General features: G+C 69.3%; 12 protein-coding genes. 9 read left to right on the top strand and 3 right to left on the bottom strand.

The window, feature by feature from the left end; translation table 11 throughout:
* Positions 1 to 30: 30 nt before the first annotated feature.
* A complete protein-coding gene (locus VM780_RS12700) occupies positions 31 to 1083 on the top strand; it encodes an FUSC family protein (RefSeq protein ID WP_325447873.1) in 1053 nt (350 codons plus the stop codon).
* On the opposite strand, the gene VM780_RS12695 is transcribed toward VM780_RS12700, so the two are convergent.
* Positions 1080 to 1490: a diacylglycerol kinase gene (locus VM780_RS12695; RefSeq protein ID WP_325447871.1), complete on the bottom strand. Its 411-nt coding sequence runs from the start codon at positions 1488 to 1490 to the stop codon at positions 1080 to 1082. The two genes, VM780_RS12700 and VM780_RS12695, sit on opposite strands and share 4 nt — an antisense overlap.
* Positions 1491 to 1562: 72 nt before the next feature.
* On the bottom strand, positions 1563 to 3104 hold the full coding sequence (locus tag VM780_RS12690; RefSeq protein ID WP_325447869.1) for a putative bifunctional diguanylate cyclase/phosphodiesterase: 1542 nt from the start codon (positions 3102 to 3104) through the stop codon (positions 1563 to 1565).
* A gap of 238 nt (positions 3105 to 3342) precedes the next feature.
* Between VM780_RS12690 and rimP the strand changes: the two genes are divergently transcribed.
* From rimP to rbfA, 5 genes are all read left to right on the top strand, one after another.
* The gene (gene rimP, locus VM780_RS12685; RefSeq protein ID WP_325447867.1) at positions 3343 to 4008 is read left to right on the top strand and encodes a ribosome maturation factor RimP; all 666 of its coding nucleotides are present in this window, start codon (positions 3343 to 3345) and stop codon (positions 4006 to 4008) included.
* 6 nt (positions 4009 to 4014) lie between these two features.
* A complete protein-coding gene (gene nusA / locus VM780_RS12680; RefSeq protein ID WP_325447865.1) occupies positions 4015 to 5628 on the top strand; it encodes a transcription termination factor NusA in 1614 nt (537 codons plus the stop codon).
* A complete protein-coding gene (locus VM780_RS12675; RefSeq protein WP_325447863.1) occupies positions 5597 to 6328 on the top strand; it encodes an RNA-binding protein in 732 nt (243 codons plus the stop codon). The genes nusA and VM780_RS12675 overlap by 32 nt, the downstream gene beginning before the upstream one ends.
* Positions 6325 to 9024, top strand: a complete 2700-nt coding sequence (infB, locus tag VM780_RS12670; RefSeq protein ID WP_325447861.1) for a translation initiation factor IF-2 — start codon at positions 6325 to 6327, stop codon at positions 9022 to 9024. Before VM780_RS12675 ends, infB begins: the two co-directional genes overlap by 4 nt.
* A 210-nt stretch (positions 9025 to 9234) precedes the next feature.
* Positions 9235 to 9645 (top strand): 30S ribosome-binding factor RbfA, encoded by a 411-nt coding sequence (gene rbfA / locus VM780_RS12665; RefSeq protein ID WP_325447860.1) that lies wholly within the window; start codon positions 9235 to 9237, stop codon positions 9643 to 9645.
* Positions 9646 to 9725: 80 nt separating this feature from the next.
* Here rbfA and VM780_RS12660 read toward each other — a convergent pair whose 3' ends face one another.
* Entirely contained in the window at positions 9726 to 10070 is a 345-nt protein-coding gene (locus VM780_RS12660) for an endonuclease domain-containing protein (RefSeq protein WP_325447858.1), read from the bottom strand.
* A gap of 97 nt (positions 10071 to 10167) precedes the next feature.
* Here VM780_RS12660 and truB point away from each other — a divergent pair, with 97 nt between their 5' ends.
* From truB to pnp, 3 genes are all read left to right on the top strand, one after another.
* Positions 10168 to 11097 carry a tRNA pseudouridine(55) synthase TruB gene (gene truB, locus VM780_RS12655; RefSeq protein ID WP_325447856.1) on the top strand — a complete coding sequence of 310 codons (930 nt, stop codon included), beginning with the start codon at positions 10168 to 10170 and terminating at the stop codon, positions 11095 to 11097.
* A gap of 39 nt (positions 11098 to 11136) precedes the next feature.
* Complete coding sequence (gene rpsO, locus VM780_RS12650) at positions 11137 to 11406, top strand: 30S ribosomal protein S15 (protein WP_325447854.1); 270 nt, start codon at positions 11137 to 11139, stop codon at positions 11404 to 11406.
* Between the two features lie 343 nt (positions 11407 to 11749).
* The gene (pnp, locus tag VM780_RS12645; protein ID WP_325447851.1) at positions 11750 to 13981 is read left to right on the top strand and encodes a polyribonucleotide nucleotidyltransferase; all 2232 of its coding nucleotides are present in this window, start codon (positions 11750 to 11752) and stop codon (positions 13979 to 13981) included.
* The last annotated feature ends 139 nt before the right edge of the window (positions 13982 to 14120 follow it).

The raw sequence follows: 14120 nt of genomic DNA, 5'->3' as shown, positions 1-14120 counted from the left end.
AGGTATCGCGCTCCTCGAGACACAGCCGCCATGCAGATCCGCCTCCCAGACAGGCACGCCGCCGATCTGCGCATCGCCATCAAGGTCGCGACGGCCTCGGTGGCGGCGTTTGTGATCGCGACGCTCCTGCAACTGCCGCAGGGCTATTGGAGCGTGATCTCGGCGCTGATCGTGGTGCAGGCGAGCCTCGGCGGCACGGTCGCGGCCGCGCAGGAACGGGCGGTCGGCACGGTGGTCGGATCGCTGGTCGGCGGCGCCGCGGCGTTCCTGCACCCGCATTCGCTGCTCGGCACATCGGTCACGCTCACCGTCACGGTCGCGGCGCTGGCCTTCGCGGCGGCGGGCCGGCCGATGCTGCGGATCGCGCCGATCACGGCGGCGATCCTGCTGGTCGCGACCGCCAACCAGGCGAACACGTTCGAGACGGCGCTGGAACGGATAATCGAGGTGCTGATCGGCTGCGCGATCGGCGTGGTGACGACCCTTCTGGTGTTCCCGGCCCGCGTCGACCGGGACCTCGCGCGCGAGGCCCGCGCGATCGCCGGCGATCTCGCCGCCCTGCTGAGGGGCGCGCCGGCGCGACGCCGCGATCCGGACGCCGCTCACGTCCTGCTCGGCGCGCAGGACGCCATCCGGCGCAAGCTCGCGGCGCTCGAGAAGACGGTCGCGGACGCAAGGCGGGCGCCCGGCGCCCGGGCTGCGGCGGAGGCGCGGGCCGCGCTCGCGCGCACGCTCTGGCGCGTTCGCAACGACGCGGTCGCAGTCGAGCGGGCGCTTGCGGCCTCGGACGCGGCGCGCGGCCTGCTGGGGCCCGCCGCGGACGCCATGATCCTCGCCGCGGCCGACATGCTGGCGGAGATCGCCGTCGGACGCTCCGTCGAGGAGACCCGCTCGCAGATGCAGGCCCGGCGCGCCGATCTCGACGACGCCGTCGCGCATCTGAGGGACGGCGCCGAAGAGGTGGATGTCGGGGCCGCGGTGCCGACCATGGGCCTCGTCTTCGCGCTCCGAAACCTCGCGGGCAATCTCGGCGACCTCGCGGACCGCCTGGGCGAAGCGCGGGCTGCGGCGGTCGATGGCTAGTCGACGGTGGCGCCGCCCGCGACGAGCCATTCCGGCTTGAACCAGCGGTCCGCCTCGCCGTCATAGGGCAGGCGGTTGATGTCCCAGTGCCGGATGAACGGGGCGTAGACGTCCCAGGCCCTCGGACCGCCGCCCATGTAGACGACGCGGCCGCGGAACTGCCTCAGGACGTCGCGCGGGTCCATGTGCGAGCGGATGACGAAGGTCGTCATCTGCTTCTTGGCCCAGTCTGGCACTGCGCCGATGGTGGTCGGCCCCGCGATCAGCACGTGGCCGCGCGTGATGTCGAAGAAGCGCGCGACATCGGCGGTGAACTCCGGCCGCTGATCGCCTTCCCAAGGCAGGTGGCCGTTGAGGCCAAGCTGGCCGCGAAGGCCGATCGCGCAGATTGCGCGGACGTCAGGCATGGGGCTTCCTCCGAGAACCGGATCTAGGGCGCAGCCGCAGAACCGCCGCGTCGCTTATAGAAATAAACAAGGTCAGCCGGCGTAGCTTTCGCTGCGCAGGGCCATCTTCCGGGCCTCTTCGGCCGACACCGGCGCGCCGATCAGCGCGCCCTGCGCCTGGTCGCAGCCATGGCGGGCGAGCGCCTCCGTCTGCGCCTCGGTCGCCACGCCGTCCGCCGTCACTGCGAGGTCGAGGCCCTGGCCGATGCCGATAAGGGCGCGAACCATCACGGCGGCCTGCCGGTCGTGCTCCATGGCGGCGACGAAGCTGCGGTCGATCTTCACGCCGTCGAGCTTCAACCGGTGCAGGTTCTTGAGGTCCGAATAGCCGGTGCCGAAATTGTCGGCCACGATGGCGACGCCGGCCGCCCGCAGCGGCGTGATCAGCGTCTCCGCGGCTTCGGCCTCGCGGATGAGCGCGCCCTCGTCGATCTCCAGCCTCAGCCGCCGGGGCGGCAGCCCGGCCTCGCGCAGCGCCGACAGGATCCGGCCGGCGAAGCTCGTGTCCCGCAGCAGCGCGCCGGGCAGGTCGAATGACAGCCGCACGTCTTCCGGCCACGCCGCGGCGGCGGCGCAACTGCGGCGGAGCAGCCGCTCCGTGAGGCGCGGCAGGAGTCCCGCGCCCTCCGCGATCGGGGCCAGCCGGTCCGCCGCGATCTCGCCGAGCGTCGGATGCGCCCACAGGGGCGACGCCTCGAAGGCCGCGATCCCGCCGCCGATCCGCGCCACCGGCTGGTACCGGAGCGCGATGTCGTCGGCGTCGACGGCGACGCGGATGGCGCTCTCGAGTTCGTCGCGCTGCCGCAGCCGAATGTCCATCGCCGGCTCGAAAAAGCGGATCGAGGAGGCCGGCTCGGCCTTGGCCCGATAGAGCGCCACGTCGGCTTTGCGGACGAGCTCATCTTCGGCGACGGCGTCTTGCGGCGCCAGCGCGATCCCGAGACCCGCGCCCACCGCATGAACGCCGCTCGCCGTCACGACGGGATCATCGAGGCTTTCCAGAACCCGGCGGGCGATGTTGGCCGCCCCTTCGGCGCCCTCGACGTTGCGCGCCAGGATCACGAATTCGTCGCCTCCAAGCCGCGCCACCAGGTCCTGGTCACGCACCGCCCGGAGCAAGCGCGCACCGATATGGACTAGCACCTGGTCGCCCGCCGGGTGGCCATAGATGTCGTTGATCTTCTTGAAGCCGTTCATGTCGATCATCAGCAGCGCGTGGGCCTCGGGCGCGGCCGGCGTCGCCTGCATGGCGGCCCTCAGGGCGTCTTCGAAGCGGCGCCGGTTCGGCAGGCCGGTCAGCGGGTCCTGCAGCGCGAGCTTCATCACCTCCTGTTCGGCCGCGACCCTCAGCTCGTTCTCGCGCTTGTGCTCGCGGGCGCGCCGCCAGAGGAAGCCCAGGACGCCCAGCATCGTCAGGGTGGTCAACGCCATGAGCTCGTCGAGCTCGACCGTCTGCTGCGCCAGCGTCTCCTGTCCTTCGTGCCGGAAGACATTGACCTCGAAGGCGAACAGCGCGGCCGCGGCAAGCAGCGCGAGCAGCAGCCCGCCGTCGAGAATCTTGACCTTGTGTCTCACGAACAGGGCTTTTCCTTTGGTCAAGGCTCGGCGGACGGAGAGCATGAGCTGAATCCGGTGAAGCGGGCGAGCTTCTGACCGCGGGATTAACGCTGCGTTGCGTCCGCGGTCCAGGCGCGGGCCTTGCGATCCCCGGGCGCCGGGCGTATATCAGGCGCATTCAAGACATCGTCGACTGGCTCGTAAGGGTCCTTCGAGGGTGGGTCCACCGGGGCCCGCTCCAAAACCACTTAGGCTTATGGCAGACGGTTTTCCGCTCGATATCGAAAGCCCCCTCGACGAGCCCCGGCTCGTGACCGAGTCAGGCGTGGACGCGCGCGTCGCCGCGATCGTCGCCCCGACGCTGCTCGATCTCGGCTACCGGCTGGTCCGGGTGAAGAGCTCGGGGCGCGAGGGCTACACGCTGCAGATCATGGCCGAGCGCGCCGACGGCACGTTCACGGTCGATGACTGCGAGGTGGCGTCCAAGGCGATCTCGCCGGTGCTCGACATCGAGGACCCGATCGATCGGGCCTACAATCTCGAGCTTTCCTCTCCGGGAATCGACCGGCCGCTGGTCAGGGTCTCCGACTTCGCCCGCTGGGCCGGCCACCTCGCAAAGGTGGAGATGGAGGTTCCGGTCGACGGCCGGAAGCGCTTCAAGGGCGTCCTCGAGGGCGCGGAGGGCGCGAACGCCATCCTGCGCCGCGACGACGCCAAGAAGGACGAGCCTGCGCGCGTGGCGCTGCCCATCGCCGACATCGCGGAGGCGCGGCTCGTGCTGACGGACGATCTCATCCGCGAGGCGCTGCGCCGCGCGAAAGCGGCCGGCCGCGCGCCGGACGACGCTGCCGACGTTCCGGAAGCGGACGACGGACACAACGACGGGGACGGCCAGAAGTCCGCCTCGAAAGGACGGAGGTGACGTGACATGGCGGTGAGCGCCAACAGGCTTGAGCTTCTGCAGATCGCCGAAGCCGTCGCCCGCGAGAAGGTCATCGACAAGGCCATCGTGCTTGAGGCGATGGAGGACGCGATCCAGAAGGCGGCGCGGTCCCGCTACGGTCAGGAGACCGAGATTCGCGCCGAGATCAACCCGAAGACCGGCGACATCCGCCTGTCGCGGCTGATGCTCGTCGTCGACCAGGTCGAGAACGACAACATCGAGATCTCGGCCGAGGACGCTCGGCGGAAAAACCCCGCCGCGCAGCCCGGCGACTACATCGCCGAGACGCTGCCGCCCTTCGACTTCGGCCGCATCGCCGCGCAGTCCGCCAAGCAGGTCATCGTCCAGAAGGTCCGCGACGCCGAGCGCGACCGGCAGTACCAGGAATACAAGGACCGCATCGGCGACATCGTGAATGGCCTCGTGAAACGGGTCGAGTACGGCAACGTCGTCGTCGATCTCGGCCGTGGCGAAGCGATCGTGCGCCGCGACGAACTGTTGCCGCGCGAGCTGTTCCGGGTCGGCGACCGCGTCCGCGCCTATGTCTACGACGTGCGGCGCGAGCCGCGGGGTCCGCAGATCTTCCTGTCGCGCACCCATCCGCAGTTCATGGCGAAGCTGTTCGCCCAGGAAGTGCCGGAGATCTATGACGGCGTCATCGAGGTGAAGGCGGTCGCGCGCGACCCCGGCTCGCGCGCCAAGATCGCGGTGATCTCGCGCGACTCCTCCATCGATCCGGTCGGCGCCTGCGTCGGCATGCGCGGCTCGCGCGTCCAGGCGGTCGTGCAGGAGCTGCAGGGCGAGAAGATCGACATCATTCCGTGGTCGCCCGACGCCGCGACCTTCATCGTCAATGCGCTGCAGCCGGCGCAGGTCGTGAAGGTCGTGCTCGACGAGGACAGCGAGAAGATCGAGGTCGTCGTTCCCGATGATCAGCTTTCGCTTGCGATCGGCCGTCGCGGACAGAATGTGCGCCTCGCCTCGCAGCTCACCGGCTGGGACATCGACATCCTGACCGAGGCCGAGGAGAGCGAGCGCCGGCAGAAGGAGTTTCTTGCCCGCACGCAGACCTTCATGGAGGCGCTCGACGTCGACGAGACGCTCGGTCAGCTGCTCGCCGCGGAGGGCTTCACCTCGGTGGAGGAGGTCGCCTATGTGGAGCTTGGCGAGCTGGCCTCGATCGAGGGCTTCGACGAGGACATGGCCGCCGAAATCCAGAACCGGGCGACCGATTATCTCGCCCGCATCGAGGCCGAACACGACGACCGTCGTCGGGAGCTCGGCGTTGCGGATGACCTCAAGGACGTTCCTGGCGTCACGACCGCGATGCTGGTCGCTTTCGGCGAGCACGACATCAAGACCGTCGAGGATCTCGCCGGCTGCGCGACCGACGATCTGGTCGGCTGGATCGACCGCTCCGGGCCGGAGCCGCGCCGCGAGGCCGGCGCGCTCGACGGCTTCGAGATTTCGCGCGACGAGGCCGAGAACATCATCATGCAGGCGCGCGTGAAGGCGGGCTGGATCGACGAGGCCGATTTGGCGCAGCCCGAGGAGGAGGCGCCGGCCGATGAAGGAGCGGCAGAGCCTGCCGGCGCCTGAGGAAAGCGCCCCGGACGCGGCGCGCGAGGACGATCGTTCGGCGTCCGAGCGGACCTGCGTCGCGACCCGGACCGCGCGCCCGACGGAGGAGCTGATCCGGTTCGTGCGCGCGCCCGACGGCAGCGTCGTCGCCGACCTGAAGCGCGCCCTTCCGGGGCGCGGGGTCTGGGTGACGGCGAGCGCCGAGGCGGTGCGTCTCGCCGTGAAGCGCAAAGCTTTCGCGCGCGGCTTCCGGGAGCCTGTGCGGGTCGATCCGGAGCTGCCGGAGCAGGTCGATGAGTTGATCGAGCGCCAGGCGCTCGCCATGTTGGGCTTCGCCAACAAAGCGGGCCGCGTGACGTGCGGCTTCGCAAAGGTCGAGGCGGCCCTCGCAAAGGAGCCCGTCGTGGCGCTGATCGAGGCCGCCGATGCGGGCGCCGACGGCGTGCGCAAGCTGGGGCAGGCGCTGACCCGGCTTGGCATGGCGTCGCGGGTTCGCCCGGTGCGGTTGTTCCGCTCCGGGCAATTGGACTTGGCGTTAGGGCGGTCGAATGTGGTACATGCAGCGCTACTCGCAGGCCCGGTCAGCGCCGCTTTTCTCGCGCGATGCGATGCGCTCGCGCGGTACAGGGACGTGAGCGAAGGGTCAGACCCGGCGGATGCCGCCCGGTCGACGGATGCAGGGTCGGGCGACGAGCCCGCAGGAACGGACAGGGCATGACGGATACGAAGAATACGGGCGACAAGACTTTGACGGCCTCGCCGAAGACGCTGACGCTGAAGCGTCCGGCGGAATCCGGCGTGGTGCGGCAGAGCTTCAGCCACGGCCGCACCAACGCGGTGGTGGTTGAGAAGGTGAAGCGGCGCGTCCTCACGCCCGGCGAGGCGAAGGCCCAGAGCGCGCCGTCCGCGCCTGCCGCCCCTGCAGCGCCGCGTCCAGCCGCGCCGACGCCGCCGCCCGCGCGACAGGAAGCTACGCCGGCGCAGAGCCAGCAGCGTCCGGCTCCGTCGCGACCGGCCGGCGGCAGCCGCCCGGGCGCCGGCATGGTGCTGCGCACGCTGACGAATGACGAAATGGGCGCCCGCGCCCAGGCGCTTGCGGGCGCACGCGTTCGTGAGGCTGAGGACCGCAAGCGCGCCGAAGAGGAGGCGCGCGCCCGGATCATCCGCGAGGCGAATGAAGAGCGCGAGCGGCTCGCCGCCGAAGCGCGCAAGCGCGAGGAAGACGCGCGCCGTCAGCAGGAAGAAGAGGTGAGGCGCCGCGCCGAGGTCGAGGCCGCCAAGCGGCTCGGCGAGGAGGCGCCGCCGCCTGCGCCCGCCCCGGTTTCGACGTCCGCTCCCGCCCCGCGCGCGCCGTCGCCGGCCGCGCCGCGTCCCCGCAGTTTCGAAGGGCCGAGCCCGGCCGCCGGCCGCCGGCCGATGCCGGAGTCGGAAGAGCCCGCCCGCGCCGCGCCGCGCCGCATGGGGCCCGGGCCCGTTCGCCCGGTCACGCCGCCGAAGCCTGAGCGCACCCGCGCCGCCCCGACCAAGGAGCGCGGCCGCCTGACGATCGCGACCGCGACCGGCGGCGAGGAGCGCTCGCGCTCGGTCGCGTCCTACCGTCGCCGCGTGCAGCGGCTGACCGGCAAGGGCGCGCAGGAGCCGAAGGAGAAGCTCGCCCGCGAGGTGACGGTTCCGGAGACGATCACCGTCCAGGAACTCGCCAACCGCATGTCGGAGCGCGCGATCGACGTGGTGCGTCTGCTGATGAAGCAGGGCGTCATGAAGAAAAGCACCGACCTGATCGACGCCGACACCGCGCAGCTGATCGCGGAGGAGCTCGGCCACACGGTTCGCCGCGTGGCGGAATCCGACGTCGAGGAAGGCCTGTTCGACGCCCCGGACGCGCCCGACGCGCTGCAGCCGCGGCCGCCGGTCGTCACGATCATGGGCCATGTCGACCACGGCAAGACGTCGCTGCTCGACGCCATCCGCCACACCAGCGTCCAGCGCGGCGAAGCGGGCGGCATCACGCAGCATATCGGCGCTTATCAGGTGACGTCGCCGCTCGGCGGCAAGATCACCTTCATCGACACGCCCGGCCACGCCGCCTTCACGGCGATGCGCGCCCGCGGCGCGAAATCGACCGACATCGTGGTGCTGGTGGTCGCGGCCGATGACGGCGTGATGCCGCAGACCGCGGAGGCGATCAACCACGCCCGCGCGGCCGGCGTGCCGATCATCGTGGCGATCAACAAGATCGACAAGCCGGACGCCAACCCCGGCAAGGTGCGCGGCGAACTGCTGCAGTACGAGATCCAGGTCGAGAGCCTCGGCGGCGAGACCCTCGAGGTCGAAGTCTCGGCCAAGGAGGGCACCAACCTCGACCGTCTGCTCGAGCTGATCGACCTGCAGGCCGAGCTTCTCGACCTCAAGGCCAATCCGGATCGTCCGGCGGAAGGCACCGTGATCGAGGCCAAGCTCGACCGCGGCCGTGGTCCGGTCGCGACCGTCCTTGTTCAGCGCGGCACGCTGCGTCAGGGCGACATCGTCGTCGCCGGCTCCGAATGGGGCCGGGTGCGCGCGCTCGTCAACGACAAGGGCGACTCCGTGCAGGAGGCCGGGCCCTCGGCTCCGGTCGAGATCCTCGGCTTCAACGGCGCGCCTGAGGCGGGCGACCGCCTCGCGGTCGTCGAGAACGAGGCCCGCGCCCGCGAGATCGCGGATTACCGCCAGCGCCAGAAGCGCGAGAAGGCGGCTGCCCGGGCGACGGTTCGCGTCAGCGGCCTCGAAGAGATGATGTCGCAGATCAAGACGGCGGGTAAGAAGGAGTTCCCGCTCGTCATCAAGGGCGACGTCCAGGGCTCCGTCGAGGCGATCGTGCAGGCGCTCGAGAAGGTCGGCAACGACGAGGTCGGCGTGCGCATCCTGCTGTCCGGCGTCGGCGGCGTGACCGAGAGCGACGTGATCCTGGCCTCGGCCTCGAACGCGGTCGTGCTCGGCTTCAACGTCCGGGCGCTCAAGGAAGCGCGCGACGCGGCGGAGCGCACCGGCACCGAGATCCGGTACTACAACATCATCTATGACCTCGTGGACGACATTAAGTCCGCGATGTCCGGGATGCTGTCGCCGGAGCGGCGCGAGGACTTCCTCGGCAACGCCAACATTCTCGAGATCTTCGCGGTCTCGAAGGTCGGCAAGATCGCGGGCTGCCTCGTCACCGAGGGCGTCGTGCAGAAGGGCGCGAGCGTGCGCCTCATCCGCGACAACGTCGTCATCCACGAGGGCAAGCTCGCGACGCTCAAGCGCTTCAAGGACGACGTGCAGGAGGTTCGCGCCGGCACCGAATGCGGCATGTCCTTCGAGAACTACCAGGACATGCGCGCCGGCGACGTCATCGAGTGCTACCGCGTCACCGAGGTGAAGCGGTCGCTCTGATCGCGAACGCATGAACGTGTCGTTCCGGCCGAAGCGGCGAAGCCGTTTCGAGCCGGACCGCCCGTCCGAAGAGCGTCAGTCCTGAGGACGGCCGGCTCGCGCGGTCGCTTGGCCGCGACGCTTACAGATCGAACATCCCGCTCATGGCCGGTCCGATCCCGGTCCTGACGGCTCGCCGCCAGGCGGCCGCTCGGCGCAGAGGAAGAAATCATGTCACGCCAATCCGGGCCGAAGGGTCCCTCCCAGCGCATGCTTCGCGTGGGCGAACTCGTGCGCCACGCGCTCGCCGACGTGCTTCAGCGCGGCGAGGTGATGGACCCGGTGCTCGAGAAGCACGTCATTACGGTGCCAGAGGTCCGGATGACGCCCGACCTCAAGCTCGCGACCGCCTTCGTGATGCCGCTCGGCGGCAAGGACGAGGAAAAGGTGCTGAAGGCGCTCGACGCCAACCGCAAGCAGCTTCGCATGATAGTCGTGAAGCGGCTGGCGCTGAAATCCGCGCCTGATCTGCGCTTCCGCATCGACGACAGCTTCGACCGCGGCTCGCAGATCGACGCGCTGCTGCGCTCTCCGGAAGTCGCCCGCGACCTGCGGGTCGACGAGCCGGAGGACGAGCGGTGAGCATCCTTTCAGGATCAGGCGTGGGCCTTCACCTCTCCCCAGCGGGGAGAGGTCGGCCCAGAGGGCCGGGTGAGGGGGCTCTACCGGCCCGAAAGCTGAGCGTCGATGGCTTGGAGAACGCCGTCGAGGTTCTCGTACACGTCGACATTTGTGACACGCATGACGAGGAAGCCGAGACGTTCCAGCCGGGCGGTCCGCGCCTGATCGCGCTCGACTTCCCCCGGTTCGCTATGCGTCGCACCGTCGATCTCGACGATCACCTTGCCAGCGACCGTCACGAAGTCGACGATGAAGCCACCGATCGCGTGCTGGCGGCGGAACTTCCAGTCCTCAAGTCTGCGGCCTCTCAGAGCCTGCCAAAGGCGCGCCTCCGCGCCGGTCTGGTTCGCCCTCAGCGCTTTCGCGCGCGTTCTGAAGCGTTCCATCCCCCTCACCCGCTCGCTGCGCTCGCGACCTCTCCCCCGTGGGGAGAGGTGAAGGCCCGCGCCTTCCTCGCAAACCTTAGACCGAAGGAGCCTTCCGATGTCGCGGCGTAAGAAGGGCCTCGACATCTCCGGCTGGCTGGTGCTCGACAAGCCGGTCGGCGTCACCTCGACCCACGCGGTCTCGAAGGCGCGCTGGCTCTACCAGGCCAAGAAGGCGGGCCACGCCGGAACGCTCGATCCGCTCGCCTCCGGAATCCTGCCGATCGCCTTCGGCGAGGCGACCAAGACCGTGCCGTTCGTGATGGACGGCCGCAAGGTCTACCGCTTCGAGGTTCTGTGGGGCGTCGAGACCAACACCGACGACGCCGAGGGCGAGCCGGTCGCGACCTCCGAGCGCCGCCCGACGCGTGAGGCGATCCTCGACGTGCTGCCCGCGTTCCGCGGCCAGGTCTCGCAGATCCCGCCGAAATTCTCGGCGCTCAAGATCGACGGCGAGCGCGCCTATGACCTCGCGCGGGAGGGCGAGGACGTGATCCTCGAGCCCCGCATCGTCGAGGTGCACCGGCTCGAGCTCGTCGACATGCCGGCGCCGGACCGCGCCGTCTTCGAGACGGAATGCGGCAAGGGCACCTATGTGCGGGCGATCGCGCGCGACATGGGGCGGGCGCTCGGCACGCGCGCTCACATCGTTTCGCTGAGGCGCACCGTCGTGGGCGGCTTCAGCGAAGAGGACGCGATTTCGCTGGACGAACTGGAGCGATTGCGACAGGGTGCCGGCGGCGAGCAAGGTCTCGCTGACGCTCTCCTTCCTGTCGAGACGGCGCTGGACGACATCCCGGCGCTCGCCGTCAACAGGGCGGAGGCGGCCCGACTGCTCAATGGGCAGCCGGTGCTGCTGCGTGGACGGGATGCCCCGACCTTCCAGGGTACGGTGTCCGTGACGGCCGACGGCGCGTTGATCGCGCTCGCCGAGATCGAGCGCGGCGAACTTCATCCCCGGCGCATCTTCAACCTCGACCGGCCGTAAGCCGGCCGGGACCTACAACCGATCGAACGAGAGATCCCGATGTCGATCACCGCTGAACGCAAGAATGAAGTGGTCGCCCAGTACGCGACCAAGGAAGGCGACACCGGTTCGCCGGAAGTGCAGGTCGCCGTGCTGACCGAGCGCATCGCCAATCTGACCCAGCACTTTAAGACCCACGCGAAGGACAACCATTCCCGCCGCGGTCTGCTGAAGATGGTCAGCCAGCGCCGCTCGCTGCTCGACTACGTGAAGCGCAAGGATCCCGCGCGCTATCAGACCCTGATCGAGCGTCTCGGCATCCGCCGCTGACGTTTGTTCGTTGCGCCCCGCCATAGGCCGGGCATCCACGGTCTGACCGTGGGACGCGACGCCGACAAGGTCGCCGACGCCGGCATGGCGGGCGCGGCGGCCTGAAATCCAATGCGGCCGGAGCCGATCTTCGGCCGTTGCTTCCAGTACGACGCCGGCGCATGGGGCGCTGGCGACGAATGACAGACGAAAGGGACCCGGGACGCCATCGGGCCCGAACGTCATGGGGCAGGATCGCCGGGCGCTTCTCCGCTGAGGAGGAAGCGCCGCGCCGTCTTGCCCGTGGCGTAAAGACAGAGCCCGACGGCTTCCTTGGGGTCCCAGACCGCAAGGACAAAGACGCATGTTCGAAATTCATCGCGAAAAGATCGAGTGGGCCGGCCGGACCCTCACCCTCGAGACGGGCCATGTCGCCCGCCAGGCCGACGGCGCCGTGCTCGTCACCTATGGCGAGACCACGGTGCTCGCGACCGCCGTGTCCGCCAAGTCGCCGAAGCCCGGCATCGACTTCTTCCCGCTCACCGTGAACTACACCGAGAAGTATTACGCCGCCGGGCGCATTCCGGGCGGCTACTTCAAGCGTGAGCGCGGCCCGACCGAGAAGGACACGCTGACGTCGCGCCTGATCGACCGGCCGATCCGTCCGCTGTTCGCCGACGGCTACAAGAACGAGACCCAGGTCGTCATCACGGTCCTGTCCTATGACCTTGAGAACGACCCGGACATCGTCGGCATGATCGGCGCCTCGGCCGCGCTGACGCTGTCGGGCGTGCCCTTCATGGGTCCGATCGGCGGCGCGCGCGTCGGCTATATCGACGGCGAATACGTGCTGAACCCGGTGGCCGACCGTATGGCCACCTCCGACCTCGACCTCGTCGTGGCCGGCACGCAGGACGCGGTGCTGATGGTGGAGTCGGAGGCCAAGGAGCTCTCCGAGGACGTCATGCTGGGCGCCGTCATGTTCGGCCACAAGGGCTTCCAGCCCGTGATCGACGCGATCATCCGGCTGGCCGAGAAGGCCGCCAAGGAGCCGCGCGAGCACACTGTCGAGGACATCTCCGAGCTCGAGAACAAGCTTCGCGAGCTGGTCGAGGCGGACCTGCGCGACGCCTACAAGATCAAGCGCAAGCAAGACCGTCAGGAAGCCGTCTCCGCCGCCAAGAAGAAGGCGCTCGCCGCCCTCTCCGGCGAAGGCGTCGAGAACCCGGTCGATCCGCTGAAGCTCGGCGCGGTGTTCAAGGAGCTCGAGGCCAAGATCGTCCGCTGGGGCATTCTGGACGAAAAGATCCGCATCGACGGCCGCGACCTGACGACGGTTCGGCCGATCCTGTCGGAAGTCGGCGTCCTGCCGCGCACCCACGGCTCGGCGATCTTCACCCGCGGCGAGACGCAGGCGCTGGTCGTCGCGACTCTCGGAACGGGCGAAGACGAGCAGTTCATCGACGCGCTCGGCGGCACCTACAAGGAGCGCTTCCTGCTCCATTACAACTTCCCGCCCTATTCGGTGGGCGAGACGGGCCGCATGGGCGCGCCCGGCCGCCGCGAGGTCGGCCACGGCAAGCTCGCCTGGCGCGCCGTTCACCCGATGCTGCCGAAGGCCGATGAGTTCCCGTACACGCTGCGCATCGTCTCGGAGATCACCGAGTCGAACGGCTCGTCCTCAATGGCGTCGGTCTGCGGCGCCTCGCTCGCCGCGATGGATGCGGGCGTGCCGCTGAAGCGGCCGGTCGCCGGCATCGCGATGGGCCTGATCCTCGAAGGCGAGAAGTTCGCGGTGCTGTCCGACATCCTCGGCGACGAGGATCACCTCGGCGACATGGACTTCAAGGTGGCCGGCACCGAGCAGGGCGTCACCGCGCTGCAGATGGACATCAAGATCGCCGGCATCACCGAGGAGATCATGAAGGTCGCCCTCGGCCAGGCGAAGGATGGCCGCATGAGCATTCTCGGCGAGATGGCGAAGGCCATCGCGACGGGGCGCTCGGAGCTCGGCGAATACGCGCCGCGCATCGAGGTCATCAAGATCCCGACCGACAAGATCCGCGAAGTGATCGGCACCGGCGGCAAGGTGATCCGCGAGATCGTGGAGAAGACCGGCGCTAAGGTGAACATCGAGGACGACGGCACGGTCAAGATCGCCTCCAGCGACGGCAAGGCCATCAAGGCCGCGATCAACTGGATCAAGTCGATCGCCTCGGATCCGGAAGTCGGTCAGATCTATGACGGCACGGTCGTGAAGGTGGTCGAGTTCGGGGCCTTCGTGAACTTCTTCGGCGCCAAGGACGGTCTCGTCCATGTCAGCCAGATCAGCCAGGAACGCGTCGCCAAGGTCTCGGACGTCCTCAAGGAGGGCGACAAGGTCAAGGTGAAGCTGATGGGCTTCGACGATCGCGGCAAGACCCGCCTGTCGATGAAGGTCGTCGACCAGCAGACCGGCGAGGACCTCGAGGCCAAGGGCGGCTCCGCCCCGGCGGGCGAGGCTCCGGCGGACGCGGCGTCCGAGGGCGGCGACGAGCAGCGCGCCGGCGGCGGCCGCCGCCGCCGCGGCCCGCGCCGCGAAGAAGCCGCCGAGTGAGCTGACGCTAAAGCGAAGAGTTGAAAAGGCGGCCCCCGGGCCGCCTTTTTATTTTCCGGGGCAGGCGGGATCTGACCGCCGGAAAAAGCCCCGCCGCCGATGTCGGCGCGCGCCGCCGTCGGGCGTCCTAGGTCCCGAA

Source organism: Hansschlegelia sp. (assembly GCF_035538955.1).
Taxonomy (GTDB): domain Bacteria; phylum Pseudomonadota; class Alphaproteobacteria; order Rhizobiales; family Methylopilaceae; genus Methylopila.
This window is presented reverse-complemented; position numbering and strand designations above follow the sequence as displayed.

Excerpts from the sequence above, each read along its gene's own strand:
- pnp (WP_325447851.1), top strand. The coding sequence starts at position 11,750 with ATGTTCGAAATTCATCGCGAAAAGATCGAGTGGGCCGGCCGGACCCTC.
- rpsO (WP_325447854.1), top strand. The coding sequence starts at position 11,137 with ATGTCGATCACCGCTGAACGCAAGAATGAAGTGGTCGCCCAGTACGCG.
- VM780_RS12695 (WP_325447871.1), bottom strand. The coding sequence starts at position 1,490 with ATGCCTGACGTCCGCGCAATCTGCGCGATCGGCCTTCGCGGCCAGCTT.
- VM780_RS12675 (WP_325447863.1), top strand. The coding sequence starts at position 5,597 with ATGAAGGAGCGGCAGAGCCTGCCGGCGCCTGAGGAAAGCGCCCCGGAC.
- infB (WP_325447861.1), top strand. The coding sequence starts at position 6,325 with ATGACGGATACGAAGAATACGGGCGACAAGACTTTGACGGCCTCGCCG.
- rimP (WP_325447867.1), top strand. The coding sequence starts at position 3,343 with ATGGCAGACGGTTTTCCGCTCGATATCGAAAGCCCCCTCGACGAGCCC.
- VM780_RS12700 (WP_325447873.1), top strand. The coding sequence starts at position 31 with ATGCAGATCCGCCTCCCAGACAGGCACGCCGCCGATCTGCGCATCGCC.
- rbfA (WP_325447860.1), top strand. The coding sequence starts at position 9,235 with ATGTCACGCCAATCCGGGCCGAAGGGTCCCTCCCAGCGCATGCTTCGC.
- VM780_RS12660 (WP_325447858.1), bottom strand. The coding sequence starts at position 10,070 with ATGGAACGCTTCAGAACGCGCGCGAAAGCGCTGAGGGCGAACCAGACC.
- nusA (WP_325447865.1), top strand. The coding sequence starts at position 4,015 with ATGGCGGTGAGCGCCAACAGGCTTGAGCTTCTGCAGATCGCCGAAGCC.
- truB (WP_325447856.1), top strand. The coding sequence starts at position 10,168 with ATGTCGCGGCGTAAGAAGGGCCTCGACATCTCCGGCTGGCTGGTGCTC.